Consider the following 25380-nt stretch of genomic DNA (forward strand, 5'->3'; position numbering starts at 1 on the left):
CACGTCCTCCTGCTTCCCAACCTCCGGGAGAGGCACGTGATTTCATCTCCGCAGGTCCGCACACCCGCGGCAACGAGACTGACCCGCCGGGCCACCGTGATCGCCATCGCGACCGTACTGGCGGCGACCGCGGCCCCGGCGGCCACCGCTCGGACCGGCACCGACCAGGGCGCCCCCGACTACTACGACAGCGGTCTCGCGCCGACGCCGTACATGGGCTGGAACACCTACTACGGGCTCGGCGCGCCCACCGAACAGCAGGTGCGCTCCGTAGCGGACAAGCTGGTCAGCAGCGGTCTGCGGGACAGCGGGTACGACATCGTGTGGCTGGACGGCGGCTGGCAGGCCGACAACCCGCGCAACGCGCAGGGGCAGTTGGTCGCCAACCCGGACCGCTTCCCCTCCGGCATCCCCGCGCTCGTCTCCTATCTCCACAAACGCGGACTGCGCGCGGGCATCTACACCGACGCCGGCACCTACGACGGCGGCAAGAGCTGCGGGCTGGGCAGCCGCGGGTACTACGACCAGGACGCCCGGCAGTTCGCCGGCTGGAAGATCGACGCGGTCAAGGTCGACTTCCTGTGCGGCATCGGCGCCAAACTCGATCCGGGCCCGGCCTTCAAGGAGTTCAGCGACGCGGTCGCCAAGTCGGGCCGCAAGATGCTGCTCAACCTGTGCAACCCGCTCACCGACGACTGGGGCCTGCCGCACACACCGGAGCAGGACGCGCACAACACCTACGTCTACGGCCCGACGACCGCCGACTCCTGGCGCACCGGGACAGACATCGCCTGGGGCACCGCGAGCCCCGGACAGTGGCCCAACATCCTGCGCAACATGGACGCCAACGCCTGGCACCCCGAGGCGCAGGGACCCGGTCACTACAACGACCCCGACTACCTCATTCCGATGCGCAGGATGACCGACGGGTCGTACGAGCTGAGCCAGGAGGAGTCGACCAGCCAGTTCGTGATGTGGGCCGAGATGGGCTCGCCGCTCGTCCTCGGCTCCGACCCCCGCACCCTGTCCGACTCCATGCTGGCCACCCTGCGCAACCCGGAGATCATCGGGGTCGACCAGGACCCGCTGGCCATTCAGGGCGTGCGCGTCGCGACCGACTCGGTCGGCGACGTGTACAGCAAGGTCCTTCAGGGGCGCGGGCAGCGCGCGGTCGTGTTGCTCAACCGGTCGGACCAACCCGCCCTGCGCACCGTGCGGTTCGCGGACGCCGGGCTCGGTGGACCGGTCCAGGTACGGGACCTGCGGGCTCGCGCCGACCGGGGCGCGCACTCGGAGTCGTACACCGTCGAGGTCCCCGCGCACGGCACCGCCTTCCTGAAGCTGACGGGCGCCGATGCCCTGCCCGGTACGAATCTGGGGCAGCGGGCCACGGCGAGTCCGGCCGTCGTCCGCGACGGCGACACGCTGACCACCTTCCTGCGCGGCCCGCACGGCTCGCTCGTCCAGCAGGCCGATGGGAAGGCGAAGGATCTCGGCGGTCCGACGAAGGGCCGGATCCTCGGCCAGCCCGCCGCGTACGCCTCGACCGGCGGCCGGATCGACGTCTTCGTGCGCGGCACCGACTCGCGGGTGTACCGGCGGGTGTTCACCGCCGGCGGCTGGGGCGCCTGGCAGGGTCTCGGCGGGCAGGTGGCGGACGCGCCCTCGGTGGCTTTCACCGATCCCGGGCACTGGACCCTGTTCGCCACGGGCTCGGACGGGCAGGTCGTGCGGCGCGGTCCGGCGACCGGCTGGTCCTCGCTCGGCGCACCCGGCGGCCGTGCGGTGTACGGGCGGCCGTCCGCCGTCGTGGACGCGCAGGGGCAGGTCCATGTGGCCGTGCGCAGCGCGGCCGACGACGTGTGGACGCGGTCCCGGGACACGTCGGGGGAGTGGTCGCCGTGGAGCTCGCTCGGCGGGACCGTCAGCGGCAGTCCGACGCTGGTCGCCGTGGGAGACGCCGTGGTGCTGTACGCGCGGGCCGCCGACTACACGCTCTGGCAGCAGCGGTATCAGAGCGGCGCCTGGCAGGGGTGGACCAAGCAAGTGGCCTTCCCCAGCGCCGCGTTCGACGGCGCGCTCGGTGCGGTGGCCGGGCCGGGCGGAACGGTCGACGCGGTGTACCGGGGCGTCGACGGCTACGTGCATCGGGCTCAGGTCAAATAAATTAGTAATTATTCTTGACGTGGTGGGGACGCCACGCGAATCTGGATCCGCCCGCGAGGGATCCACAGGGAGCCATCCATGACGAACCACCAGCCAGACAGACGCCGGTTCCTCGCCGGGCTCGGCGCCACGGGGGCGGCGGCGCTGCTCAGCGGCTGTGTCACCTCGACCTCCACCGGCAAGAGTTCCTCGAAGGGCGCGGTGACCCTCCAGTCCAACCTCTCCGCCCCGCAGGCCAAGGCCGCGATGAAGGACCTCGTCGCCGCCTACGCCAAGAAGGGGTCCGAGAAGGCGAGCCTCAACACCGTCGCCGCAGAGACTTACCGCACCCAGCTGCCGACCTACCTCACCTCGGCCAACCCGCCCGACGTGTACACCTGGTACCCCGGCTCGGTGGCGAACGCGTACGCGAAGAAGAACCTGCTGCTCGACCTCGACGAGGCGTGGACCACCTCGCCCGACCTCAAGCGCTACACCAAGGCGCTCAACTCGCTCTGCACGTCGACGAGTACGGGCAAGAAGGTCTTCGTGCCCAGCACCTACTACTGGTGGGGCATGTTCTACCGGAAGTCCAACTTCGCCAAGTGGGGCGTCAGCGAGCCCAAGAACTGGGACGAGTTCCTCGACCTGTGCGACAAGCTCAAGAAGAAGGGCGTCAACCCGATCGGTCTCGGCGCCGGCGGCGGCACGGCCTGGGTGGCCTCGGCGTGGTTCGACTACCTCGACATCCGGATCAACGGCGCCGACTACCACCGCCAACTCCTCGCCGGGAAGCACAGGTTCACCGACCCCGAGGTGCGCAAGGTCTTCGACCGCTGGCAGGAGGTGCTGCCGTACTTCGACCCGAACGGCGCCGCCGTCGCCTTCCAGGACGCCACCACCTCCCTGCTCAACGGCCGCAGCGGCATGATGCTCATCGGTACCTTCTTCGCCGACGCCGCCCCCAAGAACGCCCTCGACGACATCGACTTCTTCCGCTTCCCGGTCATCGACTCGAAGGTCCCGCTGGCCGAAGAGGCGCCTGTCGACGGCTACTTCGCCAGCGCCCGCACCGGCCGCCGCGACCAGGTCATCGACCTGATGAAGTACCTCGCCACCGCCGAGGCCCAGGAGATCTACATCAAGGGCTCCTCCGGCACCGTCCTGCCCTGCAACCCCGACGCGAAGGACTCGGGCACCGCGCTGGTCAAGAAGGGCCGCGCGCATGTCGCGGAGGCGGCCGAGATCACCCAGTTCTTCAACCGGGACTCCAGCGACGCCCTCCAGCCCACCGCGGACAACGCGTTGACCAAGTTCCTGGCCAAGCCCAAGTCGATCGGGAGCATCCTCACCGACTGGCAGCGCGATGCCGAGAAGATCTGGAACGCCTGACATGGCCGTCCTGACCGCGCCCGACCGGAAGTCCCCGGCCCGAACGCCCGCCCAGGGCAAGCGGGTCCGGGGGCCCCGGCGCACACCCCCGCTGGTCCTCGCCTTCGTTCTCGTCCCGCTGCTCGTCGAGGCGGTGTGGGTGTTCTGGCCCGCCGTGCAGGGCTTCTACCTCGCCTTCACCCGCTGGGACGGCGTCTCTCCACCGCAGTTCATCGGCCTGGACAACTTCCGGGAGATGGCCCACGACGACGTCTTCCGCAGCGCGACCGGCCACACCGTCCTCTGGCTCGTCCTCTTCGGCGGCCTCTCCGCCCTGCTCGGCCTCGCCGCCGCCCTCCTGCTCCAACAGGAGCGCCGTGGCGTGGGCTTCTACCGCGCGGCCCTGTTCCTGCCGGTCGTCTTCTCCCTGGTCGCCACCGCCCTGGTCTGGCAGGCCATCTACCAGCCCGACGGCGTCCTCAACCAACTCCTGCAATCCGTCGGCCTCGGCAGCCTCCGCCACGCCTGGCTCGCCGACCAGGACACCGCCCTCTACGCCGTGATCGTGCCCGCGCTCTGGCGCCAGATCGGCTACGTCATGGTCCTGTACCTGGCCGGCCTCAAGGGCATCGACCCCGCCCTGTACGAGGCCGCCAAGGTCGACGGCGCCAGCGCCTGGCAACGCCTGCGACACGTCACCCTGCCCCAACTCCGCAGCGTCAACGCGGTGGTTCTGTCCGTCATCGTCATCGACTCGCTGCGCTCCTTCGACGTCGTGTGGTCACTGACCCGCGGTGGCCCCTACCACTCCTCCGAGCTGCTGAGCACCTACATGTACTCAACGGCCTTCCAGTCCCTACGACTTGGCTACGGCTCCGCACTCGCCGCCGTCATCTTCGTGCTGGCCTTCGGCGTCATCTGCTCCTACCTCGTCCGCGCGTTCCGGGAGGCCGACTGATGTCCGCCAACTCCACGGCCCTGCGCCGCAAGCGTGCCGCGACCGCCGGATTCCACCTGGGCGCCGGCGCGCTGGCGCTCCTGTGGCTGCTGCCCATCGCCCTGGTCGTGGTCACCAGCCTGCGCTCCTTCGACGACATCGCCGCCAACGGCCTGGGCAGCTGGCCGCACTCCTTCACCCTCGGCAACTTCCGCCAGGCCTGGGTCGACGGCGGCCAGCAACGCGCCCTCATCAACAGCCTGATCGTCACGATCCCCTGCGTACTGGTCACGCTGGCCCTCGCCTCAATGGCCGCGTTCGCCCTCAGCCGCTACGAAGTCCCCTTCCGCCGCTCCCTGTTGCTCCTCATGCTCGGCGGCAATCTGCTCCCGCCGCAGATCCTCCTCATCCCGGTGTCCAAGCTCAGCGAGGTGATGGGAGTCTTCGACACCCTGCCCGCACTCATCGGCGTACAGATCGGCTTCGGCGTCGGCTTCTACGTCTTCGTCCTGCACGGATTCATGCGGTCGATCCCGGCGGAGATCCAGCAGGCGGCGGTCGTCGACGGCGCGGGACCCTGGCAGATCTTCTGGCGGATCATCCTCCCGCTGACCCGCCCCGCCCTCGCCGCGCTCAGTGCCCTGTCCTTCACCTGGATCTTCAACGACCTGCTGTGGGCCATCACCGTCCTGCGCAGCGACACCAAAATGCCGATCACCGCCGCCCTCATCGGACTCCAGGGCCAGTTCGTGTCGATGTGGAACGTCATCGCGGCGGGTTCCGTGATCGCCGCCGCACCCACCGTCGCCGTGTTCCTGCGCTTCCAGCGGCACTTCGTGGCCGGCCTCAACCTCGGGGCGGTCAAGTGACCTACCAGCGCTGGACCTTGCGCACCGAGAACACCAGCTACACCGTGCGCCTGTCCCCGGACGGCCCCTGGGTCGAACTCGACTCCTGGGGACCGCTCGGTGTCGAGGACGGCCCGTCCGCCCTCGACTGGTCGCGGCGCACCCACTTCATCACGCCCGCCGACGCGGCTCCCGCCGAGTATCTGCCGTACGGGACAAGGCCGTTCACCGGATCGGAGCTGGTGGTCTCGGGCCCGGACGGGGACCGGGGCTCGTGGTGGGAGTTCGACGGTGTGGAGGTGGAGGAGACCGCGCTGCGGTTCGCCTTCCACGATGAGCAGCTGGGCCTGCGTACCGTCCTCCACTACGAGACCGTGCCGGGCACGGACGTGATCCTCCGACGGGCGGAGTTCACCGCCACGGCCGAACTCCGGCTGGAGCGGCTCGGCTCGGCCGCGGTGAACATCCCGGTCACCGGAACCGCCCGCCTCACGTACCTCACCGGCCAGTGGTCGCAGGAGTTCCAGCGCACCCAACTCGAACTGCCCAGAGGCACGTTCACCATCGGCAGCCTGCAAGGCGTCCCGGGCCACGCGTACGCACCGTGGCTCGCGGTGCAGGACGGCGAGGCGCCGGCCGCGTACGGCATCGCCCTCGCCTGGCCCGGCAACTGGCACATCACCGCCGAGGCCGAACCCGGCGGTGCCCTACGGGTGCGAGCGGGCCGCGTCCCGCACGAGGCCGCCGTGCTGCTCGGACCCGGCGAAACCCTCGCCACCCCCCAACTCGCCTGCGCCTTCAGCCCGGACGGCCTCGACGGACTCTCCCGCGTCTGGCACCGCTACGAACGACACCTCTCCGGCGAACGCCTCCACCGCCCCCGCAAGGTCCTCTACAACTCCTGGGAGGCCACCGGCTTCGACGTCGAAGCGGCCGGGCAGCTGGAGCTGGCGAAGACGGCCGCCGACATCGGGGCCGAGCTGTTCGTCGTCGACGACGGCTGGTTCACCGGACGCGCCGACGACACCGCGGGACTCGGCGACTGGTGGCCGGACCCGGCCGCCTTCCCTCAGGGATTCGACCGATTCATCGCGGACGTAAGGGCGTTGGGACTGGACTTCGGCCTGTGGACAGAGCCCGAGTCCGTCAGCCCGGGCAGCCGTCTGCACGCCGAACACCCCGAGTGGGTCTACCGGATCGAGGGCCGCCCCGGCCGGCTCGTCCGCAACCAGCTGCTCCTGGACCTGGGCCGGACCGACGTCCAGGACTTCGTGATCGGCACACTCGACCGGCTCCTCGGCACGTACGACATCGGCTACCTGAAGTGGGACATGAACCGGCCGCCCACCGAACGCGGACGCCCCGGCGCCGGTCGCGTCGACCTGGACGCCGAGCACGTCGCCGGATACCTGCGCGTCCTCGACCACCTCCGGTCCGCCCACCCCGACGTCACCGTCGAGGGCTGCGCGGGCGGCGGCGGCCGGATCGAGCACGCGACCGTCGCGCGCACGGACGTGGTCTGGCCCAGCGACAACACCGCCCCGCTGGACCGGCTGAGGATCCAGTACGGCTTCCTGCACGCCCACGCCCCGCACGTCATGAGCTCCTGGGTCACCGACGCGCCCGGCGTCTTCGACCCGCGCCCGCGCAGCCTCGCCTTCCGCTTCGTCAACGCCATGTGCGGAGTCCTGGGCATCGGCGCGGACCTGCGCGCCTGGACGCCGGAGCAGCGGGCCGAGGCCGCCGGCTGGATCGCGCGCTACAAGGAGGTGCGGGACGTGATCCACCATGGTGAGGCTCGGCTCCTCGGTACACCGGACGAGCCGAGTTGCGGTGTGCAGTACAACGCCGGTGACCGGACCGTCGTCGCCGCGCTGAGCACCGGGCGGCTCGACGGGGCCCCGCTCGTGCCGGGGCGCCCGGCCCGGCTCCGGCTGCGGGGACTCGAACCGGCGGCGCGCTATCGGGACACGGCGACCGGGACCTCGTACGGCGGAGCCCATCTGCTGCACCACGGGCTGCCGTTCGCGTGGAGTGCCGATCATGATGCCGACCTGGTCGTGCTGCTGCGCGAGTGAGCCCCGTTATGTTTCCAGCAAGCCCTGACGCGCGAAGGAGTCGAACCCCACGATGGACCAGCCCGTACGACGGCACGGCGCCCGCTTCACCGGGCGCACGGCCGTGATCACCGGAGCGGCCTCGGGAATCGGCGCCGCCACGGCCGTACGCCTCGCCGAGGAGGGAGCGGCCGTCGTGCTCGTCGACATCGCCGAGGAGCGGGGCGAGGCGGTGGCGGAACGCATCGGCAAGGACGGCGCGCGGGCCCGGTTCGTGGCCGCCGATGTCGCGGCCGAGGACGACTGGACGCGGATCGTCGGGGCCGCGCACGGCTTCGGGCCCGTCGACGTCCTCGTCAGCAACGCCTTCACCGTCGATGTCACACCGGCCCACAAGATGAGCCTCGCCTCCTGGCAGCGGCAGCTCGACGTCAACCTGACCGGCAGCTTCCTCGGCTTCCGGGCGGTGCTGCCCGATCTGGAGGAGCGGCGGGGCGCGGTGGTGCTGACCTCGTCCGTGCACGCGTACAGGGGCCTGCCCGGGCATCCCGCCTACGCCTCCGCCAAAGGGGCCCTGCTCTCCCTGTGCGGCCAACTCGCCGTCGAATACGGTCCAGTTGTGCGCGTCAACGCCGTCGTGCCGGGACCGATCCTCACAGCCGCCTGGGACAGAGTGCCGCCAGAGGAACGGGAACGCAGCATCGCCGAGACGGCCGCCCGCCGCTTCGGCACACCCGAGGAGGTGGCCGCGGCCATCGCGTTCCTCGGCGCCGACGAGGCGTCCTACATCACCGGTACGAGTCTCGTGGTGGACGGCGGCTGGAGCGTCGTCAAGGCCTCCGCGTGACCACGCTCCCCCAACAGCAGAAAGGCTGTACGACATGACGCCCTATGCCCGTCGCGGCGTGCACGGCCAGACCGTGGAAGTCCTCGCCCGCCGCATCCTGGGCGGGGGGATCCCCGAAGGGGCCACGCTGGATCTGGTCGCGCTGCAGAGCGAGCTGGACGTGAGTCTGACCGCGCTGCGCGAGTCGCTGAAGGTGCTCGCGGCCAAGGGAATGGTCGACGCCCGTCAGCGTCGCGGTACGTTCGTGCGCCCCCGCGCCGAGTGGAACCTGCTCGACGCGGACGTGCTGCGCTGGCAGTTCGAGGGTGCCTCCACCGTCGAGTCCGACCGGGCGCTGCTGCACAACCTCGCCGAAGTCCGCGCCATCATCGAACCCGCCGCCGTCCGCCTCGCCGCCCAGCGCCGCACCGACGCGGACCTGGCCGCGCTGGACGGCGCCCTCGACGCGATGGGGGAGGAGGGTGGCGACGCGGCCCACGCCGTCGAGGCCGACCTCACCTTCCACCGCGCGCTGCTCGCCGCCACCCACAACGAACTCCTCGAACGCATGGAGATGGTGATCGAGTCGGGCCTCGCGCACCGCGACCGCATCGTGCACAGCGCCCCGTACAGCGAGGACCCGGTCCCGGCCCACCGCGCCGTCCTGGACGCCGTACGCGACCAGGACCCGCAGGCCGCCGAGGCCGCGATGCGGGCCCTGCTCGACCAGGCAGGGCGCGACCTGGACCGGCTCGGCGAGTCCGAAGAGGGTTCGGAGACAGGCTCCGAAGAGACAGGCTCCGAAGAGACGGAAGGCTCCCGCTCCCAGTGAAGATCACCCGTATCGAGACCTTCCTCGTCCCACCCCGCTGGCTGTTCTGCCGGGTCGAGACCGACGAAGGCGTGGTCGGCTGGGGCGAACCGGTCGTCGAAGGGCGCGCCGAGGTGGTGCGCGCCGCGGTCGACGTGCTGGCCGAACACCTCGTCGGCCAGGACCCGTTGCGCATCCAGGACCACTGGCAGGTGATGTCCAAGGGCGGCTTCTACCGGGGCGGCCCGATCCTCTCCAGCGCCGTCGCCGGCCTCGACCAGGCGCTGTGGGACATCGCCGGGAAGACCTACGGCGCCCCCGTGCACGCGCTGCTCGGCGGCCCGGTGCGCGGCCGAGTCCGGGTCTACGCCTGGGTCGGCGGCGACGAACCCGCCGAGTTGAGCGAGCAGATCGCCGCCCAGGTCGAGGCGGGCTTCACCGCCGTGAAGATGAACGCCGCCGGCGCCACCTCACCGATCCCCACCCCCGCCGAGACCGCCGCGATCGTCGCCCGCGTCGCCGCCGCCCGCGAGGCACTCGGCCCCGACCGCGATGTCGCCGTCGACTGCCACGGCCGCTTCACCGCCCCCGCCGCCCGCCGTGTCCTGTCCGAACTCGCCCCGCTGCACCCGCTGTTCGTGGAGGAGCCGGTGCTGCCCGAGCACGGCCATCTGCTGGCCGGACTGGTCGAGTCGAGCCCGGTACCCCTCGCCACCGGTGAACGCCTCTACGGACGCGCCGAGTTCCTGCCCCCGCTCGCCGCGGGCATCGCCGTCGTCCAGCCCGACCTGTCGCACGCCGGAGGCATCTCGGAGGTGCACCGCATCGCGTCCCTCGCGGAGGCCTACGGAGCCCAGCTCGCCCCGCACTGCCCGCTCGGTCCGATCGCGCTGGCGGCCAGTCTCCAGGTCGCGTTCGCCACCCCCAACTTCCTCATCCAGGAACAGAGTCGGGGCATCCACTACAACAAGGACGCCGACCTGCTGTCCTACCTCGTCGACCCCGCGCCGTTCCGGTTCGTCGACGGTCACGCCGTGCGCGGCGACGCCCCCGGCCTCGGCATCACGGTCGACGAGACCGCCGTACGTGCCGCCGACCGCATCGGTCACGCCTGGCGCAACCCCGTGTGGCGGCACCCCGACGGCTCCTTCGCGGAGTGGTGACCGTGCCGTTGGACATCGTTATCGACCGTGCCCACGGCGGGCGTTGGACCTCGCTGCGGGCGGGGGACCGCGAGTGGCTGTGGCGGCGGGAGGCACCCGAGCGGGACAAGGTGCTGCCCAGTGACGCCTTCGTGGACGCGGGCGGACTGGAGGAGTGCGTCCCCACGGTCCGCGGCAACCTCGACCACGGAGACGCCTGGTCACGGCCCTGGACGCGGGAGGGAGAGGCGGACGTCGTCCGCTGCGACCGCTTCACGCTGACACGCACGGTGCGCGGCACCACCGGCGGTGCCGAGGCCGACTATGTGCTGACGGCCGACGCCGGCTTCCGCTTCGTATGGGCCGCACACGCCCTGCTCGACCTCTCCGACCAGGCACGGCTGCACCTCCGCGAGGGAGCGCGCACCCGGCTCTTCCCCGAGGCGGCGCCGCTGGTGGACGGAGTGTGGCCGGAGGGTGCGCCGTGGGTGGAGGGCGACTGGCCCGCGCCGCGCGGACTGCGCCTCGACCGGTTCGGGCCCGACGACGGCACCGCCGTAGGAGCTGTCGTGGACGCTTCGCACTGCTGCGTCCACGACCGGGCCGACCGGCTCTCGCTCGCCCTCGAAGCCGACGGGCAGCCCCTGTCCATCGCCCTGTGGCGCAACCTGGGCGGCTTTCCCGCCCCGGATCCGTACCGCAGCACGGGCGTCGAACCGATGCTCGGCCGCGTCTTCGACCTCGCCGAGGCGGGCCCCGGCGACGCCGCCCTGGTGCCCGCCTCGGGCGAGGTGCGGTGGCGGCTGACGCTGACCACACACTGCCGTTGCGCCTGAACCGACCTGCACGGGAAGGGAATTCGTCACATGGATCTTGAAGACGCCCGAGCGACCGGTGTGGCCGTGGTCTGCATCGGGGAGACCATGGCGGCCCTGGCGCCCGCGCCGTCCGCGTCGCTGGAGAGCGCCGACGACCTGCGGGTGTCGGTGGCCGGCGCCGAGTCGAACGTGGCCATGTACCTGGCGGACCTGGGCATCCCCGTGTCCTGGCTCTCGGCCGTGGGGGACGACGCGCTGGGACGGCGGGTGCTGGCCGAGGTCGGAGCGGCGTGAGTCGACGTGGGCGGAGTGCGCCGCGACCCCGGACGGCCCACGGGCCTGCTCGTGAAGGAGCCGTCCGGTTCCCGGACCCGCGTCCACTACTACCGCCGCAACTCGGCGGCCTCCGCGATGGGCCCCGACGTCCTCGACGACGACCGGCTCGCGTCCGCCTCCGTCCTCCACCTCACGGGCGTGACCGCCGCCCTGTCTCCGTCCTGCCGGAGCCTGGTGGCCACCGCGCTCGCCGCCGGAGTGCTCACCGGTCTGCTGCACGGCGGGGGCATGGAGCGCGCGCTGCGGCTGGGACACATCACGGCCGCGTCGGCACTCAAGGTCACGGCCGACCACGGACCCCTGCCGGACAGCGCCCGGATCGAACGGCTCCTCGCACTGTCGGCCGACGAATGGGCCGCAGAGGCAAGGCAGTTGGCCGTCCCGGTCAGGGATGGGGCACCGCGGTGACCGGGTTCGATCCGGGAGCGTCGGGGCTGGCGTCCATGTCACCCGAGGTGGGCGACACCGACGGATGACGCGCGGGCCCGACCGGCGTCCTGTGGTCCAGGTGCGTCGCCGCGAACAGGACACCGACCACCGCGGCGGCCACGACCAGCAGCGCGAGAGCGGTACGGCGGTCGGGCCGGACGACCGTGAGACGGAACCGGGCCCGCGCGGTCGGCGGGACGGCGGCTCGCAGCGCGGACAGGTCCACGGAGTCGGCCCGGGCGCGCGGGGCGTCGCGCAGCCGCTGTTCGACGGAGTCCGGCGGGACACCGGAACCGAGGTCCTGTTCGATCACCGGGGAGCCTGCAACTCTCTGCGCAGGGCGACCAGTGCCCGGCTCGCCGTGGACTTGAGCGCACCGCGGGACAGCCCCAGCGTGTCGGCGATCTGCGCCTCGCCGAGATGGGACCAGTACCGCAGGACCAGCACTTCGCGCTGCCGCCGGGCGGTGACCTGGCGGCTCCACCCCGGCCCGGGCGGGCCGGTCGTGGCGCGTCCGTCAGCGCTTGACGGGAGCGATCCGGGCATCCCTCACGTGGTGGGCGGGGGTGGAGTCGTATCCACCGGGCACCGCCTCGACCGGGTCGCCACGGACCGGGACGGGCACCGCGTCGACCGGGTCACCGCCGCCCGGAACGGGCACAGTCGAGGACGGAGGTGAACGTCCGCTGCGGGACGGGCTTCGGGTGCTTGTCCACCCCGCCCGCCAGGGCCTCCACCGGGCTCGTGTCCGGAGTGTCGTCGCACAGACCCACGTCGATGGTGTCGGACGTGTGGTGCGGGGCGACCCGGGCCGTGTCGGCGTGGGCCGTGTTCAGGGACCCGCCGACGGCGGGCGCGACAGCGGCGGTGGTCACTCCGAGAGCGAGACGCACCCGGCCCGGGCGGAGGCTGCTGCGAGCAGACTGACCTGCGGACATGTGATTCCTCGAATCGTCGATGGCGAACGGTCTGTCGGGCCGCCGCCACAGGTGGCTTCCCGTGGCGAAGACCCTGGCTCGGAGGCGCCTCCACCCGGACAGACGTTCCGACCGCATCGAGGTTGCAGGTCGGAAGAAGCTTCTCTACGACGAGTCCGCGTCGGCCCTACAAGTCGAGGACGAGGTCCGTCCTGGGCCGGGCACAGCAGATCAGAACCTCACCGGCCGCCGGTGCTTCGAGCGGTTCGGGGGAGTAGCTGACCGCGCCGGACAGCAGGGGCGTCACGCAGGTGTGGCAGACGCCGGTGCGGCAGCTCCAGCGGGTGGGGACGTCGCAGGCGTCGGCGAGTTCGAGCACACTGCGCCTTCCCTCGTCGAACGGGACGGTGAGACCGCTGCGCGCGAAGGTCACCGTCGGACCGGTGCCGGGCGGCCCCGGGGGCTGGTGGGGCGCTCGGGAGGGCTGTCCGGTGAGACCAGGGTTGATGGCTGCCAGGGCCCCGAACAACTCGGTGTGGACGTGCGTCGGATCGATGCCTGCCTCGGTGAGCGCCTGCCGTATGTCGGTCATGAAGGGGGCGGGGCCGCAGACGTAGGCGGTCGCGTCGGCCGGGACGGACAGCGCGAGCAGCCTGTCCTTCGTGAGACGGCCCGGGGAGGCGTGGGCGTGCTGCCGTTCCTCGGGTGTGGCCGCGCTGTAGAAGACGTGCTCGTGCGCGTGCGGTAGCGAGGCGAGCAGGTCGTGTGCCTCGGCCGCGAAGGGGTGTTCGCGGGGGCCGCGGGCACCGTGGATCCACCAGACCTCACGTTCGCTCTTCCGGGCGGCGAGCGCGTGCAGCATGGACAGCACCGGCGTCAGGCCGATGCCGGCGGAGACCAGGAGCACCGGCCCGTTGCCTTCGGCGTACACGAACTCGCCGCGTGGTGCGGCGACTTGGAGGTCGATGCCGGGCCGTAGCCGCGTGGTCAGGTAGCCGCTCGCCTTGCCGTGCGGCTCGTGTTTGACGCTGATCCGGTAGCTGCCGGCGTCGGGCGCGGCGGAGAGCGAGTAGCTGCGCACGGGGGCGGGGCCGGTCGTGGTGGGGACGCGCAGGGTGAGGTACTGGCCCGCGCGGGCGCCCGGGAGCGGGGAGCCGTCGGGGTCGGCCAGCCGGATCGAGGTGACCGTCGTGCTCTCGGCGGTCACGTCGGTCACCCGCAGCGGGCGGAAACCGTCCCAGGCCGGGCGGGCGGCGGGCCGCGCATTGTCGGCCGCGGCGAGCAGTTCGCGGAAGGAGCCCTGCCAACCGGGGCTCAGCGCGGGCACGTCGAGGGCGAGGCGCAGCTTGGCGGGGTCGCGGCCGGGGAGGTAGAGCAGCGCGTCGGTGTCGGCCACGCTCAGCGCGCCCGGACCGGTCCTGGTCCGTACGATCCGGTCGCCGGCCCGCACCTGCCCCTCGCGGAGGACGCGCATGTAGAAGCCGGGACGGTGATGGCTCACCAGCAGGGCGGCCAGCTCGGGCTCGCCGAAGCGCATGCCGACCCGGTAGCAGGTGACACGCGGCTGGGTGACCTCGAACTCGGCCTCGCCGATGCGGTACCGGTCGCCGATGCACACCTCGGTGTCGAGAAGGCCGTCCACGGTGAGGTTCTCCCCGAACTGGCCGTAGCCGAGGTCGTCGCGGCCGAAGTGCCGCCGCCAGTGCCGGTACGACTGGATCTGGTAGACGAGCACGGCCCGCTGTTCGCCGCCGTGACCGGCGGTGTCGCCCTGGCCGTCGCCGTCGATGTTGAGCCGGCGGACCATTGCCGGGCCTCGCACCGGGTACTTCCACACACCGGTGCGGACGGTCCTGCCCTCCCACGGAACGTCCTTCGGCATCCCGACATTCACCGACAGCAGGGTGGGCATGGGGAACTCCTTGCCACGGGGAACTTCTTCCCACGGGTCGACCGGCACGGTCGCGCCGGGACGGCGGTCGTCCTCTCCCATACTGGGGGCGCAGTCCACGCCGTGCGAGACCGCGCCCCCAGCGACGTACCGGTCTAGTTCGGTGCCGTGATCCGGAGCCTGATCGTGCGGGCTTCCGGGCGCAGCGCGAACGCGGGCCACACGTCCGGGCCGCAGGCCCGGGAGCCGAGGCCGTGCTGGGCGGCGTCGACGGTCAGGTGGCTCGATGTCGAAGCGGGTAGTTCGAACGGGTGTCCGGACCGGGCGATCTCCTGCGGTGTGTGACGGCTCAGTGTGAAGCCGGGACGGCGGCCCTGTGTGTCGGGGAGTGCCTCGACGCGCAGTACCTCGGTGTCGCCGGCCGTCAGCGCTATGCGGCGCACGGCGGAGCGGTGTCCTGTCTCCTGGGGCCGCGCGTACTCGACCGAGAGGTCACGGATACGGGCGGCGAACCGGCCGGCCCGGGCCGCGCGCAGACTGTCGGGGTAGGACTCCAGCGGGCCCAGGCCGAACCACTCGGCGCCGTCGACGGGAGCCGTGCCGTCGGGCAGCTCGAAACGCACCCCGATCCGCGGCCACACCGTCTTCCAGCCGTGCGAGGGCTGGATCTCCACTCGCAGTTCCACCTCGCCGTCGCTCTCCCGCGACCAGACGGACTCCACCAGCACCGACAGTCCCGAGTCGGCGGCCGAGACTTTGTCGACCGTGCGCAGCGCGTCGACGGTCTGCTCCACGGACACCCGCCGAGAGGTCAGCCGGTCCAGTCCGTCGCGGAGCCACAGCTCGGCGTTGGACACCCCCGAGACACTCGCGTCGCTCTCCTCGACCTCGCCCCAGGCGCCCTTGTCGTTGTCGGTCGGCGCGCGGAACAGCTCCAACCGGGGCCCCGACGCGGCACGTTCACCGAGGCGCACGAGGGATCCGCCGACGAACTCGGCGACACCGAGCGTGAGGGTGCCGTCGCCGGGCCGCCAGCCGGTGCGGGGGCGGACACCGGGTACCGGGCGGCGAACCGAGCGGTCCAGCTGGGCAGTTGCCACCACATGACCCTCGGACGCCCACGCCGTGTCCCGGGCCAGCTCCGCGTCGATCGTCAGCCAGGTCTCCGCGTCGGGCGACACCGCGACCGGCGGCAGCGACACCCACCCCGAGTCGCCCGCCCCGAGGTACGGGACCTCCAACTCCCCTGAATCCACCGGCACTCCGTCGTGCTCGACGCGCCAGCGGAACCGCAGGTCGGACGTGTCGGCCGTGTGCCGCAGATTCGTGATCGCGACCTTGTCGCCGTCGAACGCGAAGTCCACCGGCGCCACGACGGCCTTGAACTCGTGCAGACTGGGCGTCGGGCTGCCGTCGCTCAACACCATGCCGTCCATCACGAAGTTGCCGTCATGGATGACCTCCCCGAAGTCGCCGCCGTACGCGTAGTACGGCGTCCCGTCCGGGGCCGTGGCCAGGATGCCGTGGTCGCGCCACTCCCAGACGAAACCGCCGTGCAGACGCGGGTGTTCACGCACCAGCGCCTCGTACTGGTCGAACGCGCCCGGCCCGTTGCCCATCGCGTGCGCGTACTCGCACAGCAGGAACGGCTTGGTGCGCTGCCGGGCGCCCTGCGCGGGCGTGCAGTTGAGCAGCGGGGCGCGTGAGCCGTCGGTGCCGATCTGCTCGGTCTCCAGCACGGACGCGTACATACGGGAGTAGACGTCGGTGTATTCGCCGGTGTAGTCGCCCTCGTAGTGGACGGGGCGTCCGGCGTCGCGGGCGTGGACCCACGCCGACATGGCGGCGAGGTTGCTGCCGGTGCCGGCCTCGTTGCCGAGCGACCAGATCACGATGCTGGGGTGGTTCTTGTCCCGCTCGACGGTGCGCTCGATCCGGTCGAGGTACGCCTCGCGCCAGGCCGGGTCGTCACTGGGGTTGCCGGTCCAGCCGACCTTGTCGAAACCGTGCGTCTCCAGGTCGCATTCCAGGATCACCCAGAACCCGAGCTCGTCGGCGAGGTCCAGCAGCCGGGGATGCGGCGGGTAGTGGCTGGTGCGGATCGCGTTCACATTGAAGCGCTTCATGAGCGCCAGGTCCTCACGGGCGTGCGCCTCGTCGAAGACCCGGCCGCGCTCCGGGTGCGTCTCGTGCCGGTTCACGCCGTGGAACACGACCCGGCGCCCGTTGACCAGGAACTGGTCCCCGCGGATCTCGACCGTACGGAAGCCGACCCGCAGGGAGACCGTCTCGGCATCCGTCGACACCGTGGCGTCGTAGAGGCGAGGCTGCTCGGCGGACCAAGGCTCCACGGCGGCGATGTCGACGGGCGCCACGTCGGCCGGCGACGCCCAGACCTGATCCACGCCCAGTTCGGGGATGCGCAGGGTGACCGGGAACGCCGTCGCGTCGGCGGTGATCTCCGCCTCGACCCGGCCGCGCCCGTCGTCGAAGCCGGTCCGCAGCCAGACGTCCTCGACGCCCCCGGCCGGCCGGGCGACCAGGGTGACATCGCGGAAGATGCCCGGCAGCCACCACTGGTCCTGGTCCTCGACATAGCTGGCCGCCGACCACTGGTGCACCCGCACCGCGACCACGTTCTCACCGGGCCGCACCGCGGACGTCACATCGAACTCGTGGGCCAGTCGGCTGCCGCTCGCGCCGCCGATCTCCACCCCGTTGACCCACACCCTGAACAGCGACTCCACACCGTCGAAGCGCAGTACGACCCGCTCCGCGTCCGACCAGTCGGCGGGCACCTCGAAGGTACGGCGGTAGTCGCCGGTCGGGTTCTCGTCCGGGACGTACGGCGGGTCGATCGGGAACGGGAACTGGATGTTGGTGTAGATCGGGCGGCCGTACGCGCCGTCGCCCTCCAGCACCCAGTGGGCGGGCACGGGGATGCTGTCCCAGCCGTCGGCGTCGAAGCCCTCGGCTGTGAAGTCCTCCGGCGCCGAAGCCGTGGGGGACAGGCGGAAACGCCAGGACCCGTTCAGGGAGAGGGACATCGCGTCGGAGTGCAGCCACGAGCGCGCCGGGCGCAGGGCACCACGGCCGGGTGCGAGGTCGGAAACACGGGGGGAGAACTCGGGGAGCAAGAGGTCACAACGCTTTCATGAGAGCAGAACGGGGCGTATTGCATTCGATCATGGCGGTCTACCGGAGTACGACGGAGTGGATCTCCCATGGACCGAGATCGAGTTCGAGCGCGTCGGCGACCGGGATGCGGGAGAGCGGCCGGCCCAGCAGATCGACGGTCGTGGCCTCGGTGAAGGTCCCCGTCACGCGGACCGTGGACGGGGTGTCGCTCATCGCGGTCAACCGCACCTCGGTGCCGGGGCCTTGAGCGTCGTCGCGGCCGACACGGCGGAGGGCCGACACGAGGACGTCCTTCCCGTCGACCCGCAACTCGGTGGTATCCGGCGGCAGTCGACGCCCGGCGGGCCCGGTTCCACGAGTCACCAGCACGTCGTTCCGGAACTCCTCGGCGAGCGCCACCGCGTGCGCACCCTGCCAGCCGGACGCCGAGGGCACGACGGCGAACCGGTTCTCGATCCGCATCCCGAGGTCCTGCGCACCGGGTACCGGGATCTCGCTCGCCGCCGGTTCGTCGCGCAGGGGGTGGATGTTGACACTGATCGAGCCGATCGCGCGCAGCAGCGTGATGGCGAGTTCGGAGCCGTCGCCGACGAGTTCGTACTCGCTGGAGTGGTCGAGCAGGACGGTCGCGGCCCCCGCCGACACGAACGAATCGGCCGGGAAGGTCGGGAGCGGATACTCGCCCCAGCCGCCCTCGGCGGTCAACCCGCGTTCGGTGACGGCGAATTGCCCTGCGGACGCCGACGTGGTCACCGGCTCGGGCAGCGGCACATGGAAACGCAGCCGGTGATCGGCGGACTGGTTCAGGAAGGAGGTGGAGACCCGCACGAGCGGCTCGCCCGCACGTACTTCCACCAGAGTCTCAACCGGCGTGGGCACAGTCCGGTCGGCGCGCACATCGCGGTCCGGGGAGAGCGCGCTGGGCCACTCGTAGACTCGCGTGACCCTCAACCGCGAGCGCAGCGGGCCGGTTTCGAGCACCTCGACGGTGATGTCCGTGGGCTCCGAGACCAGGACGTCCTGCGCCGGGGGAGCGTAGTTGTAGCTGTCGCCCCGGTCACCGCCGTCGACCAGGCGCCCCACGCCGTACAGCACGGTGCCGTCCGGTCCGGTGATGTCCAGGGTGCCGTCGGCGGCGACCGTGACCTCCACCAGGCCGTTCGTGAGGGTGTGGTCCGTCGCCGTGGCGGGGACGGACGCGGTCGAAGCGGTGGTTTCGCTCGGCTCGACCCGGAAGCTCGCCAGCCCGGAGGCCGGGACGTCCACGGGTACGAGCGCGGTCGCCCGGGCCTCCTCCAGCGTCAGCACGCGCCACCCACCGGGATGTGCCGCGGCTGCCGCTGCGACCTCGCGGCGCAGGATCAGCAGGTCGAAGGGGCCGCTCGCCGGCACCTCGGCAAGGTGGAAGACCAGCTCACCGGCGGTGAGTTCGTAGTGGTCGATCAGTCGGCCGAAGAGTTCGCGGCGGTGGATTCGGCGCAGCACGCGTTCCAGCTGCGAGGCGTCCATGCGCTCGTCGCTGAGGACGGTCGGCGCCTTGGAGATGAGCTGCACAGGCGCCGTCGAGCCGTCGGCGGCCGTCGCGAGGAGCGCGGTGCCCTCGGGCGGGGCCACGACGTCCACCTCGACCAGCGCCGTACGGTCGAACGGCAGCGGGTTGGCGACCAGATGGCCGTCGCTCGGCACCAGGGCGGCGGGCTCGGCGAGCGCCGCGTCCCGTACGGCACGGGCCGTCTGGGCGGCTTCGGCGAGGCGGGCGGCGACCTGGTCGCAGGTCTCGTCGGTGCCGGAGCCGACGACCGAGTCGTGCGCGGTCGACTCGATGATCTTGTGCCAGGCGAGGCGGAGGAACGGCGCGTCGTCCCGCCGGGACCACAGCGCGTTCACGCGCTCGGCATGGTCGATCGTCCGCTCGGCGAGCGCCATCCGTTGCTTGAGCCCGAGCCGCACCGACAGCACGCCCGGAAGGATGTTGCCGCGCACATGGCTGCGCAGCTCACCCGTGACGACGGCGGACACCTCGTCACGGACGTGCTTGCGGACGTATTCGTCGAGCGTGGCGACGGTGATGGGGCGCCCCTCGCCGGAGGCCCGCCGCAGCCAGGACGCCAGTTGGGGATCGGGCGCGTTGTGGTCGGTGCCGGCCATCGCCAACACCGGGTCGCCGCCCCACCGTTCGGCCGTCATCTCCGCGTAGTCGCCCAGGGCGCGGCCGATCTGCTCGGGGACCAGGAGTACGTCGAGACCGTTGTCGTAGCCGTCGAAGAGGAACTCCGTGCGCACCTGGGAGCCGTCCGGCGCACGCCAGTTGAAGGCGTGGCCGTCGACGGAGCCCGGCACCCCGCGCCACAGCGCCGCGTGCTCGATGCCGGCCCGCGCCAGGATCTGCGGCATCTGCGCGATGTGGCCGAACATGTCCGGCAGATAGCCGACGGGCATCGCACCGCCCAGTTGCTCGGCCGCCGCCCACCCCATCTGGAGGTTGCGGACGATGGTCTCGCCGGAGCAGAGGAACTCGTCGAGCAGGATCAGCCACGGCCCGATGGCCAGCCGGCCCTCGCGGACCAGGGCCGCCACACGGTCGCGGTTCTCCGGCCGCATCTCCAAGTAGTCCTCGATCGCCGCCAGTTGACCGTCGACGGTGAACCGGAAGTCCGGGTCCGTCTCCGCCGTCTCCAGCACGGTGTCGAGGGCGGTGACCAGCCGGTGCCGGAACACCTGGAAGGGCTCGTACCACTCCCGGTCCCAGTGGAAATGGGGCACGAAGACAGCGGAGTCGCTCATGACGGGTGGCACCTTCTGTGCGGGGGCGGTCACTTGAGGGAACCGGCGGCGAGTCCGGTGCGCCAGAACCGCTGGAGCAGGATGAACAGGATGATCACGGGCACGATCGACACCAGCGAGCCGGTGATGACGGACTCCTGGAGGAGCGGGGCGCGGGCGGTCTGGCCGTTCCACTCGTAGAGGCCGAGCGTGATCGGGAAGAGGGACTCCTTCTGCAGCATCACCATCGGCAGGAAGAAGTTGTTCCAGATGGCGACGAACTGGAACAGGAAGATCGTCACCAGCGACGGCGTCATCAGCTTGAACGCCACGGAGAAGAACGTGCGGAACTCACCGGCGCCGTCCAGCCGCGCCGACTCCAACAGCTCCTGCGGGACGGCCGCGTTGGCGAAGATCCGGGCGAGATAGACGCCGAACGGGCTGACGATGCTCGGCAGGAACACCGCGAAGTACGTGTTCACGATCCCGGTCGCCGAGAACAGCAGGAACAGCGGGAGCGCGAGCGCGGTGGTGGGGACGAGAACTCCGCCGAGGATGACGGAGAACAGGAACTCCCGCCCGCGGAACTGGAACTTGGCGAGCGCGTAGCCGCACAGCGCGGAGATCAGCGTGCCCACGACCGCGCCGAACACCGCGTAGATCACGGTGTTGACGATCCACTTGCCGAAGATGCCGTCGCTGCGGCTGAACAGGACACGAAGGTTCTCGAACAGGTTGAAGTGCGAGAACGTCAGTCCGTTGGTGGCGGCCAGATCCCCCTGCGGCTTGGTGGCCGCGACGATCAGGAAGTAGATCGGCAGCAGGAAGTAGATCGCCAGGAGGAGCATCAGGGCCATGGCGGCCGTACGGCCGACCTGGCTCTCACGGTTCACGGTTTGCTTGCTCACAGGCCGGCCCTCTTCGAGGTCAGTCGCATGAACCCGAAGCTCAGGACGAAGGTGATGACGGCGATGACCACCGAAATGGCCGCGGCCTGCTGGTAGTTGTTCCCGGAGGCCACCGCGTACGCCAGCATGTTCGGCGTGAACGTGCTGGAGATGTTCGAGGAGATCTGCCGCAGCACGGCCGGCTCGGCGTAGAGCTGGAGCGTGCCGATGATCGAGAACACCGTAGTGAGGATGATCGACGGGGCGATGATCGGGACCTTGATCTGCCAGGCGATCGTCCAGTTGCTCGCACCGTCCAGCTTGGCGGCCTCGTACAGCTCCTGCGGGATCGACTGCAGGGCCGAGAACATGATCAGCATGTTGTAGCCGGTCCACAGCCACGTCGAGATGTTCGCCGCCGACCACAGCACCGCGCCCGGCCCGAGGAAGTCGGGATGGAGCCCGATGCCGTTCAACAGGTCGACGACGGGGCTCAGTTGGGGCGAGTAGAGGTACGACCACATGATCGCGGCGATCACGCCGGGTACCGCGTACGGCATGAACGCGGTGATGCGGAACACCGACTTGAGGCGCAGCAGGGGAGTGTCGAGCAGCAGGGCGATCACCAGGGCGACGAACAGCATCACCGGCACCTGCACGATGCCGAAGAGTCCGATGCGGCCGACGCTGGACCAGAACTCGTCGTTCTGGAAGACCTTCGTGTACTGCTCGAAACCCCCGAACGTCGTGTACGAGGTGCCGTACTGCCCGCCGGTGCGGCGCACGACCCGGACGCTCTGCCAGAGCGCGTAGCCGACCGGCACCAGGTAGAAGAGCACGAACGGGAGGAAGAAGGGGATCACGAACGCGAAGATGGTGCCCGCCCGGGGGCCGCCGCCGTTGAGACGGCGACGGACCCCGGGTGACGCCACCCGACGCGTCGCGCGGGTCGCGATGTCGGTCATCGTGCGGTCACTTGCCCGCCGCTGCCGGGATCGCCTGATCCTTCATCGACTTGAGTGCGGATGCCTGCGCGGCCGAGAGGGCGTCGGAGAGTGTGCCGCTCCCGGCCGCCGCCTTGGCCATCGCGTCCTGCAGCGCCAGGTTCACCGTCTTCTGGGTCGGGCCCCAGGCGAAACTGGTATTGATCTTCTTGGAGGAGGCGGCGAAGACGTCGAAGATCTTCTCGTTGTTGTAGTACGGAACCCCCTTGGACAGCGCGGGGAGTTGAAGCCCGGCGTTGGCCGCCGGGTACAGGCCGCCGAGCTGGTTCTCCAGCGCGAGGGCCTCCGGGTCGGTGTTGAGCCAGGTGTTGAACTCGACCGACTCGTAGAGGTGCTTGCTGCCCTTCATGAACGCGACGGTCGAGCCGCCCCAGTCACCGGAGGCACCGTTGGAACCCCACGTCGGCATCGGGACGATCGTCCACTTGCCGGCCTGCTTGGGGAGGTTGTCGCGGAACATGCTGTAGCCCCAGGCGGCGCCGACGTAGCTGGCGATCTGGTCCTTCTGGTACGCCGCGTACATCTGCGTCGAACCGTTGGCGAGGTCGGTGCGCACGAGCTTGCCGGCGATCAGCTTCTGCCAGTAGTCGGCGACCTGCTTGCTCTGGTCGGAGGCGACCGTGACCTGCCACTTGTTGGCGGAGTAGCTGTACATCTGGGCGTTGTTCTGCCAGAGGAGCCCGTTGAACCACTCGGCGTTGTTCGGGTCGAAGAACGTGATGTCGAGCTTCGGGTCCGCCTTGTGCAGCTTCGCCGCGGCGGCCGCGTACTCGTCCCAGGTCGTCGGGATCGCGATGTCGTACTTCTTGAAGATGTCGCTGCGGACGTAGAGCGCCATCGGACCGGTGTCCTGCGGCATGGCGAACACGCCGGTGTTGCCGAAACTGGCCTGTGACCAGGTCCACGGCACGAACTTCGACTTGGCCGCCGTGGCCGCCGAGCAGGCCGACGCGTCCACGAAGGCGCTCTGCGTGCGGAGGTTGGGGAGTTCGTCGTAGCCGACCTGGGAGAGGTCGGGGGCCTTGCCCGCCTTGAGGGCGTTGCTGAGGATGCCGTACTGGTCGTTGGAGATGTTCTTCGTCTCGACCTGGATGTTCGGGTTCTTCTTGTTCCACAGGGCGACGACCTTGTCCATGCCCGGAACAGTGTTCCAGTACTGGAGGGTCACCTTGCCCTTCGCAGGGGCGCAGGAGGTCGCGGATGTCTTGGCCGACGGCGAGGATGACGAGCATCCGGCGAGTACGGCGACACTGGCGGCCACGGCGACGACGGCGAGGCGGAAGCGAGTGACTTTGCTGCTCATAGTTTCCGTTCCAGACAACGACTAGCGGCGGTGCTAGGCGGCTCGATGCTGATCCCTCGGGCGGGATGCCTGCTGGAGTGGCTACACCGTTTATGGCGGTCTGCAGTCTCCGTGAGCGCTCCCGTGAGCGCTCACGGGACTGCTTGTGGAGTGACCTGTTCAAGTGTGTTGCGAATGTTCGGAAGTTTGCGCTCCGGCGCCAGGGGTGTCAAGACATTCGGACCGGACGCGGACCCGGGCGGCTCAGGCGGAGCCACTCAGCCGCAGTTCGCCCCGTACGACCAGCTCGTCGGCGGCCAGCGCCTCCGTGCCCGACAGCAGTCGCGCGATCTGTTCGATGGCGAGGGCGCCGAGCCCGCGCGTGTCGAGGGCGACGCTGGTGAGCGGGGGCTCGACCAGCGCGCCGAGCTGCAGACCGTCGAAGCCGATGACCGCCAGCTCGTGCGGGACGTTTCTGCCGAGGCGGCGGGCTTCGCGCAGGGCGCCGAGCGCGATGATGTCGTTGAACGTGAAGACCGCGGTGACGTCGGGATGGGCGTGGAGCATCGCCCTGAGCGCCGCCCCGCCGCCGTCGGCGGTCTGGTCCGCGCCGACCACCAGACCCGGGTCGATCCCGTGCGCCCTCGCGGCCGTGGTGAACCACTCGTGCCGGATGCTCGGTTCGGCGCGGGTGTGGTGGTCGAGCATGCCGATCCGGGTGTGTCCCCGCACGACCAGGTGCGCGACCGCGGCGTGCACCCCCTCCGAGCCGTCGATCGTGATCGCGCTGAACCGCGTCGGCTGCTCCCGGCCGATCAGCACCACCGGCATGCCCCGCGTGAACTTCTCCAACTCGCTCTCGGGACAGCTGAAGTAGCCGATGACCGCGTCCACTTGGGAGCTGATCACCTGGAGCGTGCCGAGTTCCTCCTCCGCCCGGTCCCCGGTGTCGTACACGACGACCTGCCAGCCACGGGACCGGGCCGCCTCCAGCGCGGCGGCGGCGACCTCGGTGAAGAACGGGTTGAGCAGGTCGGGGATGACCAGCCCGATCGTCATCGTGTCCTGGCGGACCAGACCGCGGGCGAACCGGCTCGGGCGGTACCCGAGCGCGCGAGCGGCGTCCAGCACCCGCTGCTTGGTGTCGACGTCGATCTCGCCCTTGTCGTTGAGCGCCCGTGACACGGTCTGCCGGGACACCCCGGCCGACTTGGCGACGTCATTGATCGTGATTTTCCGGGGTTCGGCCCCCGCTGTGGATGGCAACACCATCGCCCACCTCCCGCTTCTCGCGAACGCCGGTGCGCGCGCAAGGCCCGAGTATGCCCGTACCGGGGCGGCCGGACGAAGCGACGGGCGACGGTTGGAGGTGTCGGGAGGGGGGCGGGTAGTGGAGATGGCCTTACAGCTGTATGGCGGTGCCGCTATGGAGACGTCACGGTGACCGGGCGTGCGGGGACGGTTGGAACGCTGGTGGGGGCGTCGCGGCTGGGCGAAGCGACGGGTACCGGTGGGAGGTGCCCGGCGTGGGTGTCGGGGTGCTTCGCGGCCTTGGCGATGGGGGCGGGGGAGGGCCCGTCGTCGTGTGGTCGCGGAGCTACACCGACAAGCGCCGCACCACGATGACGTGGGACACCACCCCGCACGCGCTGGACGACCCGCTGAGCGCGGAACGCCGCATCTGGACCGGATCGCCGACCACTCCTTGAACCGGCGGACCTCCGCTGCTGTCAGGCCAGTGGCGGAGGTCCGTTGCAGGTCGCCCTTATGCTGCGGCG

The 25380-nt window shown here is 70.7% G+C and carries 19 protein-coding genes and 2 pseudogenes; 11 read left to right on the forward strand and 10 right to left on the reverse strand.

From position 1 onward, the window contains the following. The first annotated feature begins 36 nt into the window (after positions 1-36). From ACWDEW_RS44270 to ACWDEW_RS44315, 10 genes and pseudogenes are all read left to right on the forward strand, one after another. The gene (locus ACWDEW_RS44270) at positions 37-2166 is read left to right on the forward strand and encodes a glycoside hydrolase family 27 protein (protein ID WP_450521333.1); all 2130 of its coding nucleotides are present in this window, start codon (positions 37-39) and stop codon (positions 2164-2166) included. A 78-nt stretch (positions 2167-2244) separates the two neighbouring features. Beyond that, a complete protein-coding gene (locus ACWDEW_RS44275) occupies positions 2245-3537 on the forward strand; it encodes an ABC transporter substrate-binding protein (protein WP_450521335.1) in 1293 nt (430 codons plus the stop codon). Position 3538: 1 nt separating this feature from the next. Continuing rightward, a complete protein-coding gene (locus ACWDEW_RS44280) occupies positions 3539-4474 on the forward strand; it encodes a carbohydrate ABC transporter permease (protein ID WP_450521337.1) in 936 nt (311 codons plus the stop codon). Continuing rightward, the gene (locus ACWDEW_RS44285) at positions 4474-5322 is read left to right on the forward strand and encodes a carbohydrate ABC transporter permease (protein WP_450521339.1); all 849 of its coding nucleotides are present in this window, start codon (positions 4474-4476) and stop codon (positions 5320-5322) included. Before ACWDEW_RS44280 ends, ACWDEW_RS44285 begins: the two co-directional genes overlap by 1 nt. Continuing rightward, positions 5319-7379, forward strand: coding sequence for an alpha-galactosidase (locus ACWDEW_RS44290; RefSeq protein WP_450521341.1), 2061 nt, complete (start codon positions 5319-5321; stop codon positions 7377-7379). Before ACWDEW_RS44285 ends, ACWDEW_RS44290 begins: the two co-directional genes overlap by 4 nt. Positions 7380-7431: 52 nt before the next feature. Further along, on the forward strand, positions 7432-8205 hold the full coding sequence (locus tag ACWDEW_RS44295; RefSeq protein ID WP_450521343.1) for an SDR family NAD(P)-dependent oxidoreductase: 774 nt from the start codon (positions 7432-7434) through the stop codon (positions 8203-8205). A 34-nt stretch (positions 8206-8239) separates the two neighbouring features. Continuing rightward, positions 8240-9016 carry a FadR/GntR family transcriptional regulator gene (locus tag ACWDEW_RS44300; protein ID WP_450521345.1) on the forward strand — a complete coding sequence of 259 codons (777 nt, stop codon included), beginning with the start codon at positions 8240-8242 and terminating at the stop codon, positions 9014-9016. Then, entirely contained in the window at positions 9013-10158 is a 1146-nt protein-coding gene (dgoD, locus tag ACWDEW_RS44305; RefSeq protein ID WP_450521347.1) for a galactonate dehydratase, read from the forward strand. The genes ACWDEW_RS44300 and dgoD overlap by 4 nt, the downstream gene beginning before the upstream one ends. Continuing rightward, positions 10155-10973: a hypothetical protein gene (locus ACWDEW_RS44310; protein WP_450521349.1), complete on the forward strand. Its 819-nt coding sequence runs from the start codon at positions 10155-10157 to the stop codon at positions 10971-10973. Before dgoD ends, ACWDEW_RS44310 begins: the two co-directional genes overlap by 4 nt. A gap of 30 nt (positions 10974-11003) precedes the next feature. After that, positions 11004-11699: pseudogene (locus tag ACWDEW_RS44315) on the forward strand (PfkB family carbohydrate kinase). On the opposite strand, the gene ACWDEW_RS44320 reads toward ACWDEW_RS44315, so the two are convergent. From ACWDEW_RS44320 to ACWDEW_RS44365, 10 genes and pseudogenes are all read right to left on the reverse strand, one after another. Next, positions 11677-12033: a hypothetical protein gene (locus ACWDEW_RS44320; protein WP_450521351.1), complete on the reverse strand. Its 357-nt coding sequence runs from the start codon at positions 12031-12033 to the stop codon at positions 11677-11679. The pseudogene ACWDEW_RS44315 and the gene ACWDEW_RS44320 sit on opposite strands and share 23 nt — an antisense overlap. Then, positions 12030-12182, reverse strand: a pseudogene (locus ACWDEW_RS44325) (sigma factor-like helix-turn-helix DNA-binding protein); the annotation flags it as partial. The pseudogene ACWDEW_RS44325 and the gene ACWDEW_RS44320, both read right to left, overlap by 4 nt. Before the next feature lie 176 nt (positions 12183-12358). Further along, the gene (locus ACWDEW_RS44330; RefSeq protein WP_450521353.1) at positions 12359-12595 is read right to left on the reverse strand and encodes a hypothetical protein; all 237 of its coding nucleotides are present in this window, start codon (positions 12593-12595) and stop codon (positions 12359-12361) included. Positions 12596-12824: 229 nt separating this feature from the next. Further along, the gene (locus ACWDEW_RS44335) at positions 12825-14549 is read right to left on the reverse strand and encodes an MOSC domain-containing protein (protein WP_450521355.1); all 1725 of its coding nucleotides are present in this window, start codon (positions 14547-14549) and stop codon (positions 12825-12827) included. A gap of 134 nt (positions 14550-14683) precedes the next feature. Next, positions 14684-17665, reverse strand: coding sequence for a glycoside hydrolase family 2 TIM barrel-domain containing protein (locus tag ACWDEW_RS44340; protein WP_450521357.1), 2982 nt, complete (start codon positions 17663-17665; stop codon positions 14684-14686). A 58-nt stretch (positions 17666-17723) separates the two neighbouring features. Beyond that, complete coding sequence (locus tag ACWDEW_RS44345; RefSeq protein WP_450521359.1) at positions 17724-20450, reverse strand: glycoside hydrolase family 38 N-terminal domain-containing protein; 2727 nt, start codon at positions 20448-20450, stop codon at positions 17724-17726. Positions 20451-20479: 29 nt separating this feature from the next. Further along, positions 20480-21286: a carbohydrate ABC transporter permease gene (locus tag ACWDEW_RS44350; RefSeq protein WP_450521393.1), complete on the reverse strand. Its 807-nt coding sequence runs from the start codon at positions 21284-21286 to the stop codon at positions 20480-20482. A gap of 47 nt (positions 21287-21333) precedes the next feature. Continuing rightward, positions 21334-22281, reverse strand: a complete 948-nt coding sequence (locus ACWDEW_RS44355) for a carbohydrate ABC transporter permease (protein WP_400969202.1) — start codon at positions 22279-22281, stop codon at positions 21334-21336. 7 nt (positions 22282-22288) lie between these two features. Continuing rightward, positions 22289-23623: an ABC transporter substrate-binding protein gene (locus ACWDEW_RS44360; protein ID WP_450521361.1), complete on the reverse strand. Its 1335-nt coding sequence runs from the start codon at positions 23621-23623 to the stop codon at positions 22289-22291. Positions 23624-23866: 243 nt separating this feature from the next. After that, a complete protein-coding gene (locus ACWDEW_RS44365; RefSeq protein ID WP_450521363.1) occupies positions 23867-24874 on the reverse strand; it encodes a LacI family DNA-binding transcriptional regulator in 1008 nt (335 codons plus the stop codon). Positions 24875-25185: 311 nt separating this feature from the next. On the opposite strand from ACWDEW_RS44365, the gene ACWDEW_RS44370 reads away from it, so the two are divergent. Further along, positions 25186-25311 carry a hypothetical protein gene (locus ACWDEW_RS44370; RefSeq protein ID WP_450521365.1) on the forward strand — a complete coding sequence of 42 codons (126 nt, stop codon included), beginning with the start codon at positions 25186-25188 and terminating at the stop codon, positions 25309-25311. The last annotated feature ends 69 nt before the right edge of the window (positions 25312-25380 follow it).

The sequence above is a fragment of the Streptomyces sp. NPDC001100 genome, assembly GCF_053598575.1.

Coding starts and splice junctions, on each gene's coding strand:
- ACWDEW_RS44365 (WP_450521363.1), bottom strand. CDS start 24,874: ATGGTGTTGCCATCCACAGCGGGGGCCGAACCCCGGAAAATCACGATC.
- ACWDEW_RS44350 (WP_450521393.1), bottom strand. CDS start 21,286: ATGGCCCTGATGCTCCTCCTGGCGATCTACTTCCTGCTGCCGATCTAC.
- ACWDEW_RS44280 (WP_450521337.1), top strand. CDS start 3,539: ATGGCCGTCCTGACCGCGCCCGACCGGAAGTCCCCGGCCCGAACGCCC.
- ACWDEW_RS44360 (WP_450521361.1), bottom strand. CDS start 23,623: ATGAGCAGCAAAGTCACTCGCTTCCGCCTCGCCGTCGTCGCCGTGGCC.
- ACWDEW_RS44335 (WP_450521355.1), bottom strand. CDS start 14,549: ATGCCCACCCTGCTGTCGGTGAATGTCGGGATGCCGAAGGACGTTCCG.
- ACWDEW_RS44295 (WP_450521343.1), top strand. CDS start 7,432: ATGGACCAGCCCGTACGACGGCACGGCGCCCGCTTCACCGGGCGCACG.
- ACWDEW_RS44285 (WP_450521339.1), top strand. CDS start 4,474: ATGTCCGCCAACTCCACGGCCCTGCGCCGCAAGCGTGCCGCGACCGCC.
- ACWDEW_RS44275 (WP_450521335.1), top strand. CDS start 2,245: ATGACGAACCACCAGCCAGACAGACGCCGGTTCCTCGCCGGGCTCGGC.
- ACWDEW_RS44300 (WP_450521345.1), top strand. CDS start 8,240: ATGACGCCCTATGCCCGTCGCGGCGTGCACGGCCAGACCGTGGAAGTC.
- ACWDEW_RS44345 (WP_450521359.1), bottom strand. CDS start 20,450: ATGAGCGACTCCGCTGTCTTCGTGCCCCATTTCCACTGGGACCGGGAG.
- ACWDEW_RS44355 (WP_400969202.1), bottom strand. CDS start 22,281: ATGACCGACATCGCGACCCGCGCGACGCGTCGGGTGGCGTCACCCGGG.